We start from the raw sequence: 19764 nt of genomic DNA on the forward strand, positions 1-19764 counted from the left end.
AACTGTTTGATTAATAAAAATTAGTTGGTAAAAACATCTTTTAATAATTGCTGTAAACTTTCCCAAGATTTTTGGTCAGCTTCAGCATTATAGGCAAGTGGAAGTTTGAATTTTTCTCCATTTGCATCTGCTTCTTTAGATGTAAAACTATGTTTTGCTCCAGGATAAGAAACATATTCATACTTTTTTCCTAAAGAATCTAATGCAGAAGTAAATGCTTTTACAGCTTCAGGGCTTATAAATGGATCTTCAGCTCCGTTACATACTAAAACTCGAGCTTTTAATTCTTCATTTGGCATTACAGGTAATTGTACTCCGCTATGAAAAGCAGCAACAGCATCTAAATCTTCTCCAGTATTAGCCATTGTTAATGCTACGCTGCCACCAAAGCAATATCCTATAGCTGCAATTTTATCTGCATCCACAGATTCATGTTTTTTTAATAGATCTAATGCGGCTTTAAAACGAGCTTTTGCAACAGGAAGATTAGACATTACGCTTTGCGCAAATTTACCAGCATCACTTGGATGATTGGCTTGTTTTCCATCTCCATACATATCAATAGCAATCGCCGTGTATCCTAATTCGGCTAACATGTCTGCACGTTTTCTTACATAATCATTATGTCCCCACCATTCATGTACAATAATTACACCAGGTCTTTTTCCTTTTTTATTTTCATCAAAAGAAATGTATCCTTTTAAATTCGTAGAATCAGAAGCATAGATTACTTCTTCGCCTTTAACGTTTACTATTTCTTGTTTTGAAGTTGAAGTATTTTCTTCCTTTGGTTTGTTTTCATTTTTACATGAAAATAGTACAGTAAATGCAATTAGTACTGTAAAAATTTTAATTAGTTTCATTTAGGTTAGATTTTTGGTGTTATAAAGATAGTAATTGTCGTTTTAAAACTTGAATGGTTACAACGACTTACACTTATAATTATGATTTTCTTAAGATTTAAAAAACATTAGTTCATTTAGTACTATTATCTTTGCTCAATTACTTAATTAACTAGTTAAACATATATAGATGATAAAGAAGATATTTTTTGTAGCTATTCTATTCATGAACAGTTTTATGATGTTAGCTCAAGATTTGGTTCAATCTGGACCAATGGTTGGTTATTCGTCAATGAAGGAAGCTTTATTATGGGTGCAAACTACAAAAGCAGCCGAAGTACATTTTGAGTATTTTGATAAAGAAAACCCTAAAAAGAGATTTAAAACAGAAAAATATACTACTGAAAAGAATTTAGGTTATGTAGCAAAATTAGTTGCAGATGACATTCAACCAGGAAAGAAATATATGTATGAGGTATTCGTGAATGGTAGAAGGATAAAACGAGATTATCCAATGGAATTTCAAGCGCAAACGCTTTGGCAATGGAGAACAGATCCACCTGAGGTTAACTTTGCCGTTGGAAGCTGTAATTATGTAAATGAAAAAGAAGTTGATAGACCAGGAAGGCCTTACGGAAGCGAATATGAAATATTCACTTCTATTCATAAAAAAGATCCTGATTTTATGCTTTGGTTAGGTGATAACACGTATTTAAGAGAAGTGGATTGGGATTCTAGAAAAGGATTTTTACATCGTTATACACATACGCGTTCATTACCAGAATTACAACCTTTATTAGCATCTACGCATCATTATGCAATTTGGGACGACCATGATTTTGGTCCTAATAATTCGAACGGAAGCTATGCAATGAAAGATACAGCTTCAGAAATATTTAAATTATTCTGGGGGAATCCTAATTACGATGTAATTAAAAAAGGTGGAATTACAGGACATTTTCAGTGGGCCGATTTAGAGTTTTTCTTATTAGATAATCGTTATTACAGAACTGCTAATAACAATTACACTGGAGAAAGACAAATGTTAGGTAAAGAGCAAATAGATTGGTTAATCAACGCTTTAGCATCAAGTAGGTCACCTTTTAAATTTATCGCTATTGGTGGTCAGTTTATTAGTTCAGAAGCGATGTATGAAAACCATGCTTTATTTCAGAAAGAACGTAATTATATTATTCAAAAAATTCGTGAGGCTAGAATTGAAGGTGTAATTTTCTTAGATGGAGACAGACATCATACTGGATTGAGTAAAATGCAAGAAAGTGATAGAGTGTATCCATTATACGATTTAACTTGTTCTTCATTAACAGCAGGTGCACATAAAAACAAAGAAGAATTGAATGTATACAAGCTACAAGAAACTTTGGTTGGTGTTCATAACTTCGGAATATTAAACGTTAGCGGTCCAAGAAAAGACAGAGTATTAACAATGAAGATATTCGATAAAGACGGTAAAGAACTTTGGACTAAAGCTATTAAAGCTCAAGATTTAAGATACAGATCTAGAAGAAGATAATAGATAAGATTTGCTTTTAGAATAAATGGAATTATAAATTAAAAAGACCTTAGTAATAAGGTCTTTTTTGGTTGTATTATTTAAGTAAGTACTTAAACGGTATTAGTAACCAGCAGCTTGTCCGTCTTTACGACTTTCAGAAGCTCCATGATATACTTTATTTTTATCGTCCCACATAATTCCTTGGTATCCTCCATACACACCTCTAACGGTTCCAATTCGATGACCTCTATCAATCAATCCTCGTATCGTTGTATATGGAATTCCAGATTCTGTACGAATTGTTCCAGTATTCGTAGTTGTTTCTCCCATTGGGCTTGCTCCACCGGTATGATCAAATCTTGGTGCATCTCCGGCTTCTTGCAAATTCATTCCGAAATCTACTAAATTCATAACAATTTGTGTATGCCCCATCGGTTGAAAATCTCCACCCATGACTCCAAAGCTAACAAAAGGTTTTCCATTTTTGGTAATAAAAGCAGGAATAATTGTATGAAATGGACGTTTATTAGGCTCATAAGTATTTGCTTGACCCTTTTTTAAACTAAATAATTCTCCCCTATCTTGGAGCATAAATCCTAATCCTGGAGGAACCATTCCCGATCCCATTCCTCTATAATTACTTTGAATTAATGAGATCATTGTTCCATTTTTATCTGCTACCGTCATATAAATAGTTTCACCCGCAGAAATTTTACCAGCATTATATTTCCCTGCTCTTTTCCCAATTTGAGCTCTTCTTTTTGAAGCATATGAATCTGAAAGTAATTCTGTAACAGGTACTTTAAAGAAATCCATATCAGCATAATATTTCGCTCTATCTTCAAAAGCAAGCTTTTTGGCTTCAGTAAAAAGATGTAAGTGTTCAGCACTACCAAATTCAATATTTGAAAAATCGTATCCTTTTAGAATTTGTAACATCTGTAAAGCAGCAATTCCTTGTCCGTTTGGAGGTAACTCCCATACATCATAACCTCTATAGTTTACAGAAACAGGCTCTACCCATTCAGATTTATGATTACTTAAATCTTTTGCAGATAAAAATCCTCCTTGTTCTTTTATAAACTTACCGATAGTTTTAGCAATATCTCCTTTGTAAAAAGCATCTCTACCACCTTTGGCAATTTTTCTATATGTGTTTGCTAAATATGGATTCTTATAAATTTCACCTTCATTAGGCAATTTACCTCCGTTTTGTGAAATATAGGTTTCAGTAATGTTTGGGAAATTCTTTGATTGATAAAAAGGAATGCTTCTTTGTAAATACCATGCAATTAGTTCAGTTAAAGGAAAACCTTTTTCAGCATAATCAATAGCAGGAGCTAATATTTCAGACATTGGTTTAGATCCAAACTTTTTATGCAATTCAAACCATCCATCAACAGCACCAGGAACGCTCACTGGTATTGGTCCATGTGATGGAATTTTAGTCATGTTATTCTTCTCAAAATATTCCAAAGTCAATTTTTGAGGAGAACGTCCACTTGCATTTAAACCATATATTTTTTGGGTTTTGCCATCCCAAACTATAGCAAATAAGTCACCTCCTATTCCACAACCTGTTGGTTCCATTAAACCTAATGCAGCATTAGCCGCAATAGCCGCGTCAATTGCATTTCCACCATTTTTCAATATATCTAAACCAATTTGGGTAGCTAAAGGATGACTTGTAGCAACCATTCCATTCTGTCCTAAAACCTCAGAACGAGTCGCAAATGGTTCACCTGTGATTCTATCTTGAGCTTCTGTGTATTGAAAATTCATTGTAATACAAAAAGCCAAAAGAAGTAATTTTCTCATAATTATGTGCCTTCAGATTTGATTTGTGCCTCTAAAATACTAAAGAATATATTCTTAATTCAAAACAAAGAAGTATTTAACAGGACCATTTAAATTGTTATATATTACTTTCTAAAATAAAATACCTTTTATTATTAGTACATTTGAATAGTATCCTTAAAACCAAATAAATCATGTTTAGCAATTTAGCAACGAATAGAATTCTAGTCCTTTCAATCCTATCTATTTCTATTTTTTATTCTTGTAAACAAGAAAAGAAAGAAGCAAATGGAAATGAAGAAAAAGCAGTTGATACAACAAATTTAGAATTAAAGAAAGCTTTGACTTTTTATGCTTCTTTTGATAACGGTGTTAAAGCTGATTTTGCTTTGGGAGATGCTGAAATGTATACAGTTCCTAATCGTAAAGCAGTTGATTCTGCGAAAGTAGGACTGCACAAACCAGATATTAAACTTGAAGAAAATAAAGGGAAATTTGGTTCTGGGTTAGTTTTTACTGAACGAAGTAAAGGATATATCTATTATCCTAGTACAAAAAATATTGCTTATGATTCAATTAATTGGAATGGAACAATTTCATTTTGGTTAAGTTTAGATCCAGCTAAAGATTTAGAACCAGGCTATTGTGATCCTATTCAAATCACAGATGTAAGTTATAACGATGCTGCGATTTGGGTTGATTTCACAAAAGAAAACCCACGTGATTTTAGATTAGGAGTAATTGGAGATAGAAATGTTTGGAACCCAAATCCAGAAGGACCAGATAATGAAAATCCTATTTTTAATAAGCGATTAACTGGAGTTAAAAATCCTCCTTTTGGAACTGGTCAATGGACTCATATTTTAATTAATTTTTCTGGTTTAAATACTAAAGAAGGAAAAGCATCTTTATATATGAATGGTGAGTTGAAAGGAACAAGAGAAAATATTGATACTCCTTTTACTTGGGAGCTCGATAAGTCTAACATCTATTTAGGATTAGGATATATTGGTTTAATGGATGAATTATCAATTTATAACAGAAGTCTTACCGATAAAGAGATAACAGCTTTATATCAATTAGAAAATGGTGTTCATTCAATTTTAAAGTAAGATTGATTGTTAGTTCTTTTTAAAATCAAGAGTTCAACCATTGTTTAAAATCACTAGTTTTTTGTCTACTTACAATAAACTCTTGATCTCTAGGATTAGTGATTGATAGCTTGACTCTATGATTAAAGTGTGCATTTAATTTTTCAACTGAAGATTTCGAAACAATCTGACCTCGGTTAATCTTATAGAATTGAGAATGATTTAGAGAAGAATACAATTGATCAATTGTTTCATCTATTATAAATCGTTTGTGATGTGTAACTCCAAATGTGATACTATTTTCAGAATACGCATATAATATTTCTGATATTTTGATTTGAACAAAGCCACTACCCTCTTTTACCAAAATTCCAGATCTATATTGCGGTTCTTGCATGGAATCAAGAAGTTGTTTTAAAATTGCTGGCTGAATAGAATTAGAAGAGTTTGTTTTATTGAATTTAGTTAAAGCAGCATCTAAATCTTCTCGCTGAATTGGTTTTAACAAATAATCTATACTATTTACTTTAAACGCTTGAATTGCATACTGATCAAAAGCAGTCGTAAAAATTATTGGTGATTCTACTTCTATATGCTGAAATATCTCAAAACTTAAGCCATCCGCTAATTGAATATCCATAAATATTAGATCTGGATTCTTATTGATTTTAAACCAAGAAATAGCATCCTCTACAGAATCAATTATTTCCAATACATTGAAGTTTAAACCACTTTTATTAAGTAAGTTTTCTAATTGTCGAGCAGCTCTTGGTTCGTCTTCAATAATAAGTAAATTCATAACTATTTCTTTAGATCAGATGACTGTAGTAAAGGTAAAAATACTTTAAAAGAATCATTATCCTTTTCGATTTGTATCGGAGTATTAGAAATTAAACTGTATCGTTTTTCTATATTTTTCAATCCAATTTTGGTTGAAGGAAGTTTAGTAGACTTCAATTGTATATTATTTGAAACTAATATTTTATCATCTATAAGTTCAATAGAAATTTCAAGAGGTTTTGATTTTGATACCACGTTATGCTTTATAGCATTTTCAGTTAAAAGCTGTAAACTCATTGGAACAATTAGTTTATTCAAATATTGAGAAGGAATATTCCAATGTACTTTTAAGTTATCACCAAATCTTTCTTTTTGAATATGAATATAAGCCTTCACGAACTTCATTTCTTTTTCCAATGATATAAGATTTGAATCTCCAGATTCTATAATAAAACGGTATACGTTCGATAAATTATCTACAAATGTTTTAGCGTTTTCCTTAGGGTCTTGATCTATGATATCTCTTAAAGTATTCAAACTATTAAAAAGAAAATGCGGTTGTGCTTGATTTCTAAGCGTATCGAGTTGTGCTTGTATAATTATTTGTTTCGTCTGTTCTTCTTCACGAATAGATTTTTTCAATCGAACATAGTAATATATGGCTTCATAAATAGCCATTGTCATAGTTGTAATAATGGTTACTGGAAGTAAAATTCTTAATTGTGTGGTATGATTTACATTATCTCCTAATAATGAAAAGAAGAATTTAATAAACTTACCTCCTAAGTAATCTACCAGAGTAACCACAATAATTATTGATGATATAAAGATGACAATTCTCTTAGTATCATCTTTAAAATTTGGATATTTTTTTCTCAATAGAATTAATATTCCCCTAAGAATCATCCAATCACAAATGGTATAAAACAACGAAACACTCCAACTCCAAATTGCAATAGAAAATGGTAACCTGATAAAAGATTTACTGAATAAATAATCGGTAATAAAACTTAGCATTAGAATTCCAATTAAACTAAACCAGAAGTCATTAAAACCTAGATATTGTATTCGCTTTTTTCTATTGAATATGAACATGATTTAAAATCTTAAGAATGGAATTCCCTGCTTAGCTTGATAAAATGTAAAACCAATCCAACTAGCATATAACAATCCGAAAAGTAAAACTAATAGCACTTGTTTTTTATTCGTAAAATTTAATTTTTTAGAGAGTGCATATGCGAATAAAGGAATAATTTGAATAGCATGCAAACCAAAGAAGTGAGCAACTCTTAAATCACCAGCGATTGTACTCCAATTTACTAAAGGTAAGCCTTCTCCTCCATCTGCAACTCCAATATTATGTGACATTTGACTGATCATTTGTCCACCGATCCAACTTCCAAATATAATGATGGCCCATCCTAAAACAATTCCTATTTGAATCGATTTCGAGGTATTTAATTTAAGTCGTATCGAATCAAATAACATTAATACCATAATTAAAACATTGATTCCAATTAATAATCCCATCATACCAAATAAAACTCCGTCTACTAAAGAAGATTGATTGTAATGCGATTGAACGCCTCTAGCTCCTTGCATTACAATTATTGCAGTTTCAAAGAAAATAGTGAAAGAAACAATATTATTTATAATATTCCTTTTCTTTTTTGAATAGGGATAGAAGGTAATTAAATATCCAGAAGTCATTAAAAAAATAGCATCTGATATCAGAAATTTTAAGGGTTTTATCCATACGTTTACTCCCAACAACGTTCGTTCATCAACAAATAATCCGATAATAGCTACAACAGCAAATAGTAAATGAATTATTACAATACTAAACAGTATAGGACTTTGTTTTTTTACCGTATTAATTACTTCATTAAGATATTTCATTTTCAGTCTTTTTAAAAGATTTCATAATCATAAATAATAGAAAACCAATTGGTCCAAACATAAAAGTTCCCAATAAACAAGGTGCAATTAGAAGTTGATGAATATTATATTTTTTATTCTGATTAACAATCCACATTCCAACTAGTAAATCAAAAGCTAAGTAATGAACCCAACCCGCTAAAACAGCATTCTCTTTTGTGAAAAGTTCCATTACAGAATTTAATCTTCCAAAATCCATCATTCCTTCTGTAGCTAAATACTGGATGACATAAACAGCATAAACTAGAGATAAGAGTATAGGAATTAACTTATAATCAATAAGAAACCTTGTTACTTTCCATTTCGGGACAAAGAGTAATAAGATCCACATTGGCATTGCTATAAAATTTGCAATCGAAAATATTTCTGATGTTGTCATAGTAATACGTTTTAAGAGTTGGTTATGACTCAAATCTCTGCATAATTAGAGAATAATAGAAGCTAATACTTTTGAATTGTCGTTATTTCATGTTGAATTGATACATTATATCTAATATTGGTTCTGGTTAATATTATCTTGTAACATAAAGCTAATAAAGTGTTTAGGAAAAACACCTATACCGTTAAGAGGTAAATACCTAATAATTTGGATATTATTCCCTTAGAAAATACAAGTCTTCTCCTTTATTCTACACTTTTCATTCCGAATAAATTCGTAAAGCATTAAAAACCAGTTGTTTTATGAAGTGTTTTCAATTTCTATTCGTGTTTTTACCATTGTTAATTCTAGCAGATTGTAAATCATACTCTTTACAGTCTAGAAGTAACGAATTAGAACATGTACAAACTTCACAAAATGATTCTGTAGTTTTTTTTAAAAAAGGTTTTTCAATAAGGTTACCCGATTCATTTTCAATTATAAATGCCGTTGAAGATGATACTCATTTTTTTGAGACTAGAAATATAAATCAATCTATAATTATGTCTTATGAATATGGCGCAGGAAAAGCTAAAATTAACCCTTCGAATTATTTGGGTAAGAAAAACCTTAAAAAATTCACCTTAAGAACAACTCAAAAAAAAGAATTGAACATTTATTACGAAGAGCAAAATGCATCTTTCAGAACTATTCAAGGAAAGGTATTTATGACAAAGGAAGCAAAAGAAGAACACATACTGGATTTCAATACAACTAAAGATCAATTCGAAAAATTTAAATCAATTATAAAAACCATAACTAAAAACTAAATAATATGAAAACCAAACTATTACTAGCATTTGGCCTAGGAATTTCTTGTTTGTTGTTAAATGCACAAGAAATAGGCTGTGCTGCAAAACCATCACAACTACATGTAAGAGCATGGAAAAATCAAAATTCTGTTTTTAACAAACGACTGAAGTTTGTAAAAACTTATTCTTTAGAGAATTTAAAAAACATTAAGAAGATTCAATTAAAGAATAATAATTTTAAACTTATTGAAAACAAGTTTACAAAAATAAAAACACCTAGTAGTGGAGAGTTATTTGGAAGCGTTAGAGAAATTCCTATTGTAGCTCATATATTAAGAAAGAATGATGGTACAGGAGGAACAAATAGAGCAACAATTCAGGCATCTATAGATAGAGCAAATACAGCATATGCTCCTTTAAATATGAGTTTTTACATTCATAGTATAAAGTATATAAATTCTACAAGTGCCTACAATACCACATTTGACGTTCATGAAGAAAGAACTGGATTATCGGTAACCACAAGAAATGTAAAAAGGAAACTAAATATTTATTTTGTTCAAAATTCTACAACGTCTTGGGCAAATTTTCCGAGTACTGATGCTAAAAAGCAACATATTTTAATGAAAAATAGTCATGTCACAAATGAGTCTACTTTAGCTCATGAAATTGGACATTGGTTCGATTTATGGCATACACATGAAACTGTTGCTGGTTCTGAATTGGTAAATGGTAGCAATTGTAGTTCTGCAGGAGATTTAATTTGTGATACTGCTGCTGATCCAAGTTTGTCTGGAAGAGTTAATAATTCTTGTGGATATACAGGAACGGCAAGAGATGCTAATAGAGATTTATATACGCCGGATCCTAGAAATTTAATGAGTTATTCTCTTAAAAAATGTAGAACACGTTTTTCTAGAGGACAAATTTTTAGAATTCAATCTGCTTATTTAGGAATGGAAACAGATAGAGGTTATACATTCGATGGAGCAACAAATGGAGTAATTAAAGGATTTGGAAGTGCCTTTGCTACAGGTGATTTTAATGGTGATGGATTGCTTGATTATGCAATTGGAGCGAAAAACAGTAACGATAACGAAGGAAGAGTTTTTATTTATAAAGGAAGAAGATTTGGATTTCCTGTTTACTCTCAAACCTTAGATCAAAGAGGTTTAGGAATTAATGAAAAGGGAGATTTATTCGGTTATAGCTTAGCTGCTGGCGATTTCAATGGAGATGGCAAAGATGATTTAGCGGTAGGATTACCTGGTGAATCTCCAGCAAGTGATCCAAAATCAGGGTTTGTAATGACTTTTAAAGGAACTTCAGGTGATTTAAGACCATGGCAAGGTATTGGACAAAAAGGTTTGGGAGTAAATGAAGGTGGAGATTTATTTGGAGCGAGCTTAGCTGCTGGTGATTTTAATGGCGATGGTAAAGATGATTTAGCAGTTGGTTTACCTGGAGAAGCACCTGCTAGTGATCCAAAATCAGGATTCGTAATGACGTTTAAAGGAAGTAGTTCGAAACTAAATCCATGGCAAGGTATTGGTCAAAAAGGATTAGGAATGAACGAACGTGGAGATAAATTTGGAGCAAGTTTAGCCTCAGGAGATTTTAATGGAGATGGAAAAGATGATTTAGCGGTTGGGGTTCCTGGTGAATCCCCAGGAAGAGATCCAAGATCTGGAGTGGTAATGACTTTTAAAGGAAGTAGCACAAAATTAAACCCTTGGCAAAGTATTGATCAAAAAGGAATTGGAGCAAATGAAAATGGAGACGAATTTGGTGCAGCTTTAGCTGTGGGTGATTTTAATGGAGATGGTAAAGATGATTTGGCAGTTGGTTTACCTGGAGAAGCTCCTGGCAGATATCCAAAATCAGGTTATGTAATGACGTTTAAAGGTAGTAGCACAAGATTAAATCCATGGCATGGAATAGATCAACAAGGAATTGGTTCAAATGAACGTGGAGATCAGTTTGGTGCTGCATTAACGGCTGGAGACTTTAATGGCGATGGCAAAGATGATTTAGCAGTTGGTTTACCTGGAGAAGCTCCTGGAAGAGATCCAAAATCAGGGTTTGTAATGACGTTTAAGGGTGGAACATCGAGATTAACTGCTTGGCAAGGTGTTGATCAAAAAGGCTTAGGAGCAAATGAACAAGGAGACTTATTTGGTCGCGCTTTAATTGCTGGAGACTTTAATGGAGATAATAAATATGATTTAATCATTGGTGCTCCATCTGAAAAACCAGGGAATAGTCCAATTCAAAGTGGATTTTCATTTTTATTTAAAGGAGGCTTGGCCGGAGTTGTAAAACTAAAAGGAATTAAACCATAATTTTTTGTATACGTTTGAATTAATGCTCAAATACTATCAGTGTTTGAGCATTTTTTATGAATAGATATATTTATATCGATGAATTAAAAAATACTGTGGTCTAGTAATTTTTCAAAGTCATTATTATTAAGTACATTGGTGAATTGATTGTAAATTATACAAATTTTTATACCAGATTTTCCCCGATGTATAGATTAAACTATCATTTTTTGAAGTTTATTCTCAGTTCTGTTTTGTTATTATTTTCCTTGAATTCAAGTTTTGGTTTTGTTGAAGCTAATAATGATCCGGTACGAATAGATATTCAAAATATAAGTATTGACTCTAATTCTGAAATTAATCTTAGTTCGGGATGGGAATTCTATTGGAATAAATTATTAGAACCAACACAATTTAATGCAGACATAAAACCTGACAGTATCATTAGTTTACATAACTGGACAGGATTTGTGCTAAACAATAAAAAGTTGTCATCATTTGGTTATGCAACTTATCGTCTAAAATTCTCAATTCCAATTGAGAGACCTAATCTTTCTGTTTTTATTCCACCTGCCTACTCTTCTTCCAAAACTTGGATTAATGGTAAATTAATTTCTGAATTTGGTAAAGTTGCTACAACTCAAGCAAAGACAATGCATAGAAGGTATCCTCAAACTATTCCTTTGGATATTCATGAGTCTGAATTTGAAATCGTAATTCAAGTAGCTAATTTTTATCATAACAAAGCAGGATTAGACAAACCATTAGTACTAGCAAGTAGTACTCATATGAAATCTAAGAATAGAAAAAAGATAATGGCAGATATGCTTTTTATTGGATGTTTAGGTTTCATCGGTTTTTTCTTTTTATTATTCTATTTCTTTTATTGGAATAAAGACAAGGCTATCTTATTATTAGGTATAGCTTGTGTTTGTTTGTCGTACATGGCTATTAGTAGTAGATATGCTCCTTTAGCAGAAATATTTCGTAATGCTAGTTGGGCATTTTTAACAAGAATAGAATACGTTTCACTTTTTTGTGCCGGCACAGCAGCAAGCTTATTTTTCAATCAAATTTTTAAAAGGTTTACTCATGCCCCTTATCCTAAAATATTAATTTATGGATTTTATATTTTAAGTTTTCTGGTAATTGTTTTACCAGCACCTTATTTCACACAATTTGTGTTTCCTTTCTTGGTTTATATGATTGTTAATATTCTTTATGTGTTTTTCATTATTGCTAAATCGATAAAAGAAAAAAGACATGATTCAGTTTTATTATTGGTAAGTGTGCTTTTAGGAACAATTGTGTTTTTCCTGCATATTTTTGTATTCTTAGGAAAACTAGAGAACGCAATTATCTATGTGAATTTTGGCTATGTTTTGGTTTTTTTATTGTTGTCAATGCTTTTAATGGTAAGGTTTTCTACTTCATTCAAACAACTAGAAAGGGCAAAAGAATTAGCTGTAAGTCAAAGAAGAGAAATTTCCACTAAATCCAATGAACTTTCTAAAATGAATCTCGAGTTAAAGGAGAATCTTAGACAATTGGAAAGTTACAATGCAGAATTAGATAGTTTTAATCATATCGTTTCTCACGATTTAAAAGCTCCACTAGTGGCAATGCATACTTTAATAACATTCATTGAAGAGGATTTATCGCTTGAACTTGATGAAACATCTAAATCTCATTTTGACTTGTTGAAAGGAAGAATTTCAAAAATGGATGCATTAATTAATGGATTGTTAGAATATTCGAAAGTTGCTAAAGGTGATAAAGTAAAAGAATTGTTTAGCTTGAATAGTTTATTAAAAGAAATTGTAGATATTCTTGACTTTGGAAATACTAATACCATTCTATTTCCTGATGAAGATATTCAGGTTTATGCGAGTAAAATTGAGTTAGAGCACGTTTTCCAGAATTTAATAAGTAATGCCATTAAATATTGTGATAAGGAAAAGGTGATAATTGAAATTTCTGCACTTATTACTGATGAAAAATATGTGTTTTCAGTAAAAGATAATGGTCCAGGAATAGACCAAAAATATCATTCTAAAATATTCGAGATGTTTGGTCAATTAGATAAAGATGACGAAACAAGCACAGGTATTGGTTTAACGATTGTTCAAAAAATCGTAAAAGAAAATTATGGTGAAATTACTGTAGATTCAGAAAATGGAAAAGGAACTAACTTTAAATTTACGTGGAAGATTTAATTGAATTCTGTAAATAAAAGTTGGCTCAGAGAGTAATAGTTTATCCACATAAATAAACGTTTTAGTACTCTTGGAACCAACTTTTTACTTTGAAACTAAAATGTTTTAGTTTTTAAGTATTTTCTTTTGAATAGCTATTTTTGTGTTTCCAATAGTTAAATAATAAACTCCTTTAGAAAGCATACTAACATCTATAACATTATCATTTCCTTTCTTACTAATGACAAGTTTACCTGAAACATCATAGATTTTCAGATATTCAAATTCAATAACATTAGGATTATCGATGTGCAAAATATCTTTTGTTGGTAAAGGATAAATGTTGATATTCCTTAATATATAATCACTAATAGATAAGTTATTTTCAACAATTTCAGTAGTTACTGTATTAGTAATAATTGGCTCATTAAAATCAAAAAAGATACTTGCATAACCATCGATTACATCACCAATATCAACAGTTTGTTTTGGTTTTATTCTAAAAGCTACGAAACCATTACTTCCTTGAGCATCATTATTTTCTGAGGGTAAATTAATATTAGAAAAAATAAATTTAACCTTATTATCATTTGTAATAGCAATGTTATAATCGTGACTCGCCGATATAGGTACAAAAGTACTCCAATCTAGCTTCTCATTTAAAACATCAAGAATTTCGACGTTAATCGCACTTGCTGAACCTGTATTCTGAAATCGTATTACATAGTTTAAATCATTTCCAACTTTACTAATTTCAAGTTTATCACCTTCTAGTACGTTTTTGTCGTTCGGATCAAATGAATTTATTACGTTTTGTTTTAATTCAAATAAATTATTCTCTAAATCAATATTTTCATCATTTATATTAAGATAAGCTGAAAACTCAAGAATGTCTCCATCATTTACTGTAGGTGGTAGAATAATGTTAGTGTAAATTTCTATAGTTCTTTTTTCAAAAGGCTTTAAATCAGAAAAAATATAGGTCAATTCGTTTATTGTCTTTGAATTTTCTTCAGGTAAAGAAGATAACACGGTAAGAGATGAATTATCAAATTTAAAAGATATATTACCGTTTAAAACAGTCGTACCTAAATTTTGATATACAATTTGATAGTTACTATCAAAGCCAGGTCTTGCTTCGGTTTTTGGAATAATAGTTATTAATACATCGTTAATAGTTTCTGTTGAACTCAAGCAAAAATCTTTAACATCAGAAGTAACACTAGTTGTGTTTGCAAAAGTAGATTCTTGTGGATCTGTAGTTAATATATTATCTGTAGAATTAAAACTAACTGATGTTGTGAATATTCCCTCATCGACAAAAAGATGATACTCACCATTTGCATTTGTAAAAGTACTGTACGTGTTATTCCCATCAGTACTCATTATCTTGGCATTTTCTATTTTAAAATCTGTACTTGTACATCCATCATTGTCAGTATCAAAAGTTACAACACCATTAATGGAATACTTATTTGAATTACAATTTGATATGATTTCTTCAAAAGAGTTACAACCAATAGCATTATTTTCAATTCTGTAGTTAGAATTGGTATTCAGATAATTACAAATATTAACTTCCTCACAAATCGCTAATAAAGGATTATTTTGTATGGTTAAAAAAGAAGTATTATCTAAATTTAAACCACTAATATCACTGATACTAGATAGTTTATCATTACTCGAAATGGATAAAAGACTACTTATAGTAAACTCTTCTATTTTGTGTAATCCTAGTAAGTTCTCTAGCTTATCATTATCGGAAATTACCAATCCTCCAACGTAAGCAAGACTGGATAAATTAGTTAAAGTTTCTAAACTATCATTACTTGTCAAAGAAAATCTTCCTGCTACTGATGTTAAATTCTCCAATCCTTCTAGTGTTGTTAATAATGAGTTATCTTGAATAGAAAGAATAGCATCAGTTTCTATACCAACTTTTTGTAGTCCGTTTAACCCTACTAAATTTAATAAACTAGAATTACCTCTAATTGAAGTAAACCCATCTATTTCTGAGATGTTGTTTAAGCCTGATAAACTCTCTAAAGCATCATTAGATTCAATATAAAAACCTTCATTTACATGCGTTATCGAAGTAAAATCTCCTAGTGAAGTTAATCCTTCGTTGTGAGAAATAGTGAAGCTCCCATTAATCTTTTCATTTTCAATACTATCTAAACCAGTTAGAGAAATTAATACTCTTGTTCGCGTAATTCGTATATCTTTTCCTATCGTTTTTAATGATTCTAACGCTTCTAAACTAGTCAATTTTTGAGCATCTATAATTTGAAAATCACCTCCAACATAAGCTAATTTATTTAACCCTGATAAACTTTCTAAAGTCGGATTTCCATCATCATCAACTAATCCTCTACCAATGCGTAAATCATCTCCAATATATTCTAAGTTATCAAGTCCCGTAAGATTTTGTAATGACAGATTATCCGTTATAATTACAAACCCCTCAACTCTTCTTAATGCTTCTAATCCTTTGAGGTCAATCAAACTTGTACCATAATTTACATTTCCTATTATAAGATTCCCTGTTGATGCCATAACAGTATTTAAACCGTTCAAATTATTGACTTTATTTCCACCAACAACCAAACCTTTTGGAACAGTACAGTTTGGATAATTTGTTTTAAAATTATCAATATCTTCTTGGGTTTGGAGAATTATTTCTGTATTTGGACATAAAGAACTACATGAAATAATAATTTCTAATTCCTCGCTACAAGTATTACCATTATTTGAGATTAATACTTTTTCCGGGTTAGAAGAAATATAGTTACATACAAGCGCAATATCACAATTAGTTAAATGTGGGTTATCTATAATTTTAAGTAATTGTATTTCAAATCCATCTACATTTTGAATGGCTCTAATATTTGAAAGATTTTCATTATTAACTAAAGATATGTTTCCACTAACCATTCTTAATGCTTCCAACCCGTTCAAATTAATAAGATTAGAACAATTATTAATGGTCAAACTTCCAGTTATATCAGTAATTATTGATAAACCATTTAAATTGGTGATATCATTTCCAGCAATTGTAATGTTAACTTCTGGTTTTGTACAAAAAGGAAAGTTTGTTGAATAATTATCAATCTCATTTTGAGTAGTCAATACTAAATCTTCAGTAGGGCAAACAGGATCTGGATTGCATAAAATTGCTAGTTCTTGTTTATCTGAACAATTTATTCCATTATCAGACAAACTAATAGAATTAGGTCTATCACTTAAGGTGTTACAAACAGATTGTATATTACAGGTGTTTAAAATAGGATTTTTAAGAATATTTATACTTGAAAAATTCCAATTTGTTACAGCCGAAATATCGTTTAAGCTAGCATTATCATTTAAAATTAAGGATGATGTATTAGTAGCATTGACATTTTCCAATCCATTTAAATTGACCAGCTTTGGATTTTTTCTAAAAAACAAACTACCAAACTGGGCTTGTGTTACATTAATTAAGGCTTCAATACTAGTAAGATTTTCATTAAAAGATACCGATATTCCTTCTTTGATTTCTTTCAATGTTTCTATTCCTTCCATTGAAGAAAAAAGATCATTTCCGCTAAGGTCTATTCTATTTACTGATGTTAAAGAAGATAACCCCTTGAAATTAGTGATTTTGTCATTCGATTGTATTCGAAAATCACTATGGATATGAGATAACTTTTCTAAACCTGCAAAGCTAGATAACTCATTGTTCTCCGATATTTCAAATCGTCCTCCAATACTTGTGAGGTTTTCTAAGCCTTGAAAACTTGTAATTTCTGTTCTATCAACTCTGAATTCATCATTAATTGTAGTCAAAGAAGATAATCCTGCAAAATTTGTTAATGCTACACCTAGTTCACTGATATAAAAATCTCCTAGTATTTCTAAATTCTCTAAACCATTAAAACTACTTAGTTTAGAATTATTTCCCATATATATTCCACCAGATTTTGGGTTATCGAAATCGACAATGGCAGTAACTCCTTCTAAACCTTCAAAATTCAAAAGAGAATCGTTTTGATCTAAACTTAAATTACCTCCCAATATGGTCAATGAATTAAAACCTTTAAAGTTTTTTAAACCGTTACATCTGTAAAAACTTATACCAGTATTTACATATTCTAATTTATCAAAACCTGAAGCATCAACAATACTTTCATTTTCAACTACCAATTGGTTTTCAATCGATTTTAAATTATTAAAACCTGAAAATGTTGTTATTTTATTATCTGATATAACTAAATTACTATAGATTTTCTCTAAGGCTGTAAAATCACCTAAATCTGATAGTTCTCTATTCTCTTTAATTACTAAACCTGTTCCTAAATTTTTAGAGAATAATTGAATTCCTATTGATTCTAAAGTACTTAAGCCAACTAAACTAGTTAATTTGTTATTGTCCGAAATTTCTAATGTACCTCCTACAATTGATAAACTACTTAGAGCTTGAATACTGATTAGATCACGGTTATTTTTTATTTTTAAATCACCATTTACTGTAGTTAAGGATTCTAGACCATTAAGGTTAATTAAACCTGTAGGATTGAATGTATCACCAATAAGTAAATCTGTATTTACTTTTGTAATATGACTTAATCCACTTAAATCTGTGATTTGGTTACTAAGTATTTGTAGACTAAAAGGAATTTCTGTACAATCTGGATAGTTATTTTTTAAATTGTCAATATCCTCTTGAGTCTTTAATACTACGTTTCCATCAGGGCATTGAGCATAAAAATTTAATTGACAAAATAATACGAGAAGTACAAATAAAGATTGTAATTTTAGTTTCATAGTTTTTTTTAAATTTTAATAGCGTAAAAGTATATATTATATATTTATACGTTTCATTAAAATAAAAAATGTTAATATGAACTTTAAGAAAAACTATAGAATGGAGATATAATCTATTTCAAGTTTGAAATTTTCATCTCTTTTATTTCCAATCAGAATGGCGACTTCCTCTATCCTATTCCAATTAAAATTAGCTTTATTCAGCTTATATCCTCTGTAAGAAGGATAGAAATCTTCAAGTTTTAATTCTAAAATTTCCCAATCACCATTTGTCTTAAGAGGATGAACATACCAATAGCGTTGGTAAGATTTTGATTTGATTCGTAACTGATAATTCTTTTTATCTCCTTTTATTCTTAAAACAATTTTCATTGTGTCTTCATTTAAGTCAACAGAAACTGGAAGTCTTGTCATTGCAAAACCTCCATTATTTTCTGTAGAAACATTACCATAAAATATTCCGTTACCATCAGTGTTCAGAGAAATTTTCGATGTAGAAATACCTCCCATAACATCGTCATTGGTAATTCTCCAATCGGATATATTACAGGTTTTAGTAAAGTCGAATAGCATTGTTTCTACTTTTAGTAAGCTTATTAAACATAAAAAGGTAAGGGCATATTTCATATTATAATTTTAAGCTTACAATTCCTGCATCAATCGGAAAAACCTGTCCAGAAATAGCACTTGAACTATCAGATAGTAAATAAGTAGCTAAACTTGCAACTTCTTCCGCTTTTAAATATTTCCTTAAAGGATGACGGTTTTCCATATTCTCCTTTTGCTTATCATTTCGTAATAGTTTTTCAGCTAATGAAGTATCTGTAACTGTTGGAGCAATGCAATTAAACCTAACTTTTGTGGCAAACTCACCTGCTAAAGATTTAGTTAATCCTTCTACTGCTGATTTACTAGCAGCTACACTAGCGTGAAAAGGCATTCCTAATTTAGTGGCCACTGTACTAAAAAGAACAACGCTGGCGTTAGAGTTTCTAAGTTGCTTTATATAACTTTGAATTACTTTTACTGCGCCAATTACATTAATTTCAAAATCATTTCTAAAATCATCTAATGAAAGTCTATTAATAGGTTTTAAGTTTATACTACCCGGACAATACACTAAGCCATTAATTTCTTGATTTAATTCTGGTAAATCATCTGTATTCACATCAATTGAATAATGTGTGATATTTGGATGAGGTTCAACTTCACTCCTACTAAAATTTATAATACGGAATGAATCTTTTAATTGATTAATAATAGCATTACCAATTCCTTTACTACCTCCTATAACTAGAATGGTTTTCATAT

At 30.4% G+C, this 19764-nt stretch carries 14 protein-coding genes; 5 read left to right on the forward strand and 9 right to left on the reverse strand.

Features of this window, described 5'->3' with window-relative positions; translation table 11 throughout:
- Positions 1-20: 20 nt before the first annotated feature.
- Positions 21-863: a dienelactone hydrolase family protein gene (locus ABNT61_RS02795; protein ID WP_348744765.1), complete on the reverse strand. Its 843-nt coding sequence runs from the start codon at positions 861-863 to the stop codon at positions 21-23.
- A 169-nt stretch (positions 864-1032) separates the two neighbouring features.
- Between ABNT61_RS02795 and ABNT61_RS02800 the strand changes: the two genes are divergently transcribed.
- Entirely contained in the window at positions 1033-2376 is a 1344-nt protein-coding gene (locus ABNT61_RS02800) for an alkaline phosphatase D family protein (RefSeq protein WP_348744766.1), read from the forward strand.
- 102 nt (positions 2377-2478) lie between these two features.
- Here the strand turns inward: ABNT61_RS02800 and ggt are convergent, their stop codons facing one another.
- Positions 2479-4176, reverse strand: coding sequence for a gamma-glutamyltransferase (gene ggt, locus ABNT61_RS02805; protein WP_348744767.1), 1698 nt, complete (start codon positions 4174-4176; stop codon positions 2479-2481).
- Between the two features lie 173 nt (positions 4177-4349).
- Between ggt and ABNT61_RS02810 the strand changes: the two genes are divergently transcribed.
- On the forward strand, positions 4350-5267 hold the full coding sequence (locus ABNT61_RS02810) for a LamG-like jellyroll fold domain-containing protein (RefSeq protein WP_348744768.1): 918 nt from the start codon (positions 4350-4352) through the stop codon (positions 5265-5267).
- A 25-nt stretch (positions 5268-5292) separates the two neighbouring features.
- On the opposite strand, the gene ABNT61_RS02815 is transcribed toward ABNT61_RS02810, so the two are convergent.
- From ABNT61_RS02815 to ABNT61_RS02830, 4 genes are read right to left on the reverse strand one after another with little or no spacing between them, the layout of a single operon-like run.
- Positions 5293-6045, reverse strand: a complete 753-nt coding sequence (locus ABNT61_RS02815; protein ID WP_348744769.1) for a LytTR family DNA-binding domain-containing protein — start codon at positions 6043-6045, stop codon at positions 5293-5295.
- Between the two features lie 2 nt (positions 6046-6047).
- A complete protein-coding gene (locus ABNT61_RS02820) occupies positions 6048-7121 on the reverse strand; it encodes a sensor histidine kinase (RefSeq protein ID WP_348744770.1) in 1074 nt (357 codons plus the stop codon).
- 3 nt (positions 7122-7124) lie between these two features.
- A complete protein-coding gene (locus ABNT61_RS02825) occupies positions 7125-7925 on the reverse strand; it encodes a hypothetical protein (RefSeq protein ID WP_348744771.1) in 801 nt (266 codons plus the stop codon).
- A complete protein-coding gene (locus tag ABNT61_RS02830; RefSeq protein WP_348744772.1) occupies positions 7912-8343 on the reverse strand; it encodes an ABA4-like family protein in 432 nt (143 codons plus the stop codon). The genes ABNT61_RS02825 and ABNT61_RS02830 overlap by 14 nt, the downstream gene beginning before the upstream one ends.
- A gap of 302 nt (positions 8344-8645) precedes the next feature.
- Between ABNT61_RS02830 and ABNT61_RS02835 the strand changes: the two genes are divergently transcribed.
- The 3 genes from ABNT61_RS02835 to ABNT61_RS02845 all read left to right on the forward strand — a co-directional run bounded on the left by ABNT61_RS02835 (position 8646) and on the right by ABNT61_RS02845 (position 13671).
- On the forward strand, positions 8646-9152 hold the full coding sequence (locus ABNT61_RS02835) for a hypothetical protein (protein WP_348744773.1): 507 nt from the start codon (positions 8646-8648) through the stop codon (positions 9150-9152).
- Between the two features lie 5 nt (positions 9153-9157).
- Positions 9158-11476: an FG-GAP-like repeat-containing protein gene (locus tag ABNT61_RS02840; protein WP_348744774.1), complete on the forward strand. Its 2319-nt coding sequence runs from the start codon at positions 9158-9160 to the stop codon at positions 11474-11476.
- Between the two features lie 209 nt (positions 11477-11685).
- The gene (locus ABNT61_RS02845) at positions 11686-13671 is read left to right on the forward strand and encodes an ATP-binding protein (RefSeq protein WP_348744775.1); all 1986 of its coding nucleotides are present in this window, start codon (positions 11686-11688) and stop codon (positions 13669-13671) included.
- 105 nt (positions 13672-13776) lie between these two features.
- On the opposite strand, the gene ABNT61_RS02850 is transcribed toward ABNT61_RS02845, so the two are convergent.
- From ABNT61_RS02850 to ABNT61_RS02860, 3 genes are all read right to left on the reverse strand, one after another.
- Positions 13777-18453 (reverse strand): T9SS type A sorting domain-containing protein, encoded by a 4677-nt coding sequence (locus ABNT61_RS02850; RefSeq protein ID WP_348744776.1) that lies wholly within the window; start codon positions 18451-18453, stop codon positions 13777-13779.
- A gap of 93 nt (positions 18454-18546) precedes the next feature.
- On the reverse strand, positions 18547-19080 hold the full coding sequence (locus tag ABNT61_RS02855; protein ID WP_348744777.1) for a CIA30 family protein: 534 nt from the start codon (positions 19078-19080) through the stop codon (positions 18547-18549).
- 1 nt (position 19081) lies between these two features.
- A complete protein-coding gene (locus ABNT61_RS02860) occupies positions 19082-19762 on the reverse strand; it encodes an SDR family oxidoreductase (RefSeq protein ID WP_348744778.1) in 681 nt (226 codons plus the stop codon).
- Positions 19763-19764 lie beyond the last annotated feature (2 nt).

Origin of the sequence: Tenacibaculum sp. 190524A05c, assembly GCF_964036595.1 — a bacterium.
Classification (GTDB): Bacteria; Bacteroidota; Bacteroidia; order Flavobacteriales; family Flavobacteriaceae; genus Polaribacter; species Polaribacter platacis.

What these genes read in the sequence shown, in the direction of transcription:
- ABNT61_RS02795 (WP_348744765.1), bottom strand. Translation starts at nt 863, where the DNA reads ATGAAACTAATTAAAATTTTTACAGTACTAATTGCATTTACTGTACTA.
- ABNT61_RS02800 (WP_348744766.1), top strand. Translation starts at nt 1,033, where the DNA reads ATGATAAAGAAGATATTTTTTGTAGCTATTCTATTCATGAACAGTTTT.
- ggt (WP_348744767.1), bottom strand. Translation starts at nt 4,176, where the DNA reads ATGAGAAAATTACTTCTTTTGGCTTTTTGTATTACAATGAATTTTCAA.
- ABNT61_RS02810 (WP_348744768.1), top strand. Translation starts at nt 4,350, where the DNA reads ATGTTTAGCAATTTAGCAACGAATAGAATTCTAGTCCTTTCAATCCTA.
- ABNT61_RS02815 (WP_348744769.1), bottom strand. Translation starts at nt 6,045, where the DNA reads ATGAATTTACTTATTATTGAAGACGAACCAAGAGCTGCTCGACAATTA.
- ABNT61_RS02820 (WP_348744770.1), bottom strand. Translation starts at nt 7,121, where the DNA reads ATGTTCATATTCAATAGAAAAAAGCGAATACAATATCTAGGTTTTAAT.
- ABNT61_RS02825 (WP_348744771.1), bottom strand. Translation starts at nt 7,925, where the DNA reads ATGAAATATCTTAATGAAGTAATTAATACGGTAAAAAAACAAAGTCCT.
- ABNT61_RS02830 (WP_348744772.1), bottom strand. Translation starts at nt 8,343, where the DNA reads ATGACAACATCAGAAATATTTTCGATTGCAAATTTTATAGCAATGCCA.
- ABNT61_RS02835 (WP_348744773.1), top strand. Translation starts at nt 8,646, where the DNA reads ATGAAGTGTTTTCAATTTCTATTCGTGTTTTTACCATTGTTAATTCTA.
- ABNT61_RS02840 (WP_348744774.1), top strand. Translation starts at nt 9,158, where the DNA reads ATGAAAACCAAACTATTACTAGCATTTGGCCTAGGAATTTCTTGTTTG.
- ABNT61_RS02850 (WP_348744776.1), bottom strand. Translation starts at nt 18,453, where the DNA reads ATGAAACTAAAATTACAATCTTTATTTGTACTTCTCGTATTATTTTGT.
- ABNT61_RS02855 (WP_348744777.1), bottom strand. Translation starts at nt 19,080, where the DNA reads ATGAAATATGCCCTTACCTTTTTATGTTTAATAAGCTTACTAAAAGTA.
- ABNT61_RS02860 (WP_348744778.1), bottom strand. Translation starts at nt 19,762, where the DNA reads ATGAAAACCATTCTAGTTATAGGAGGTAGTAAAGGAATTGGTAATGCT.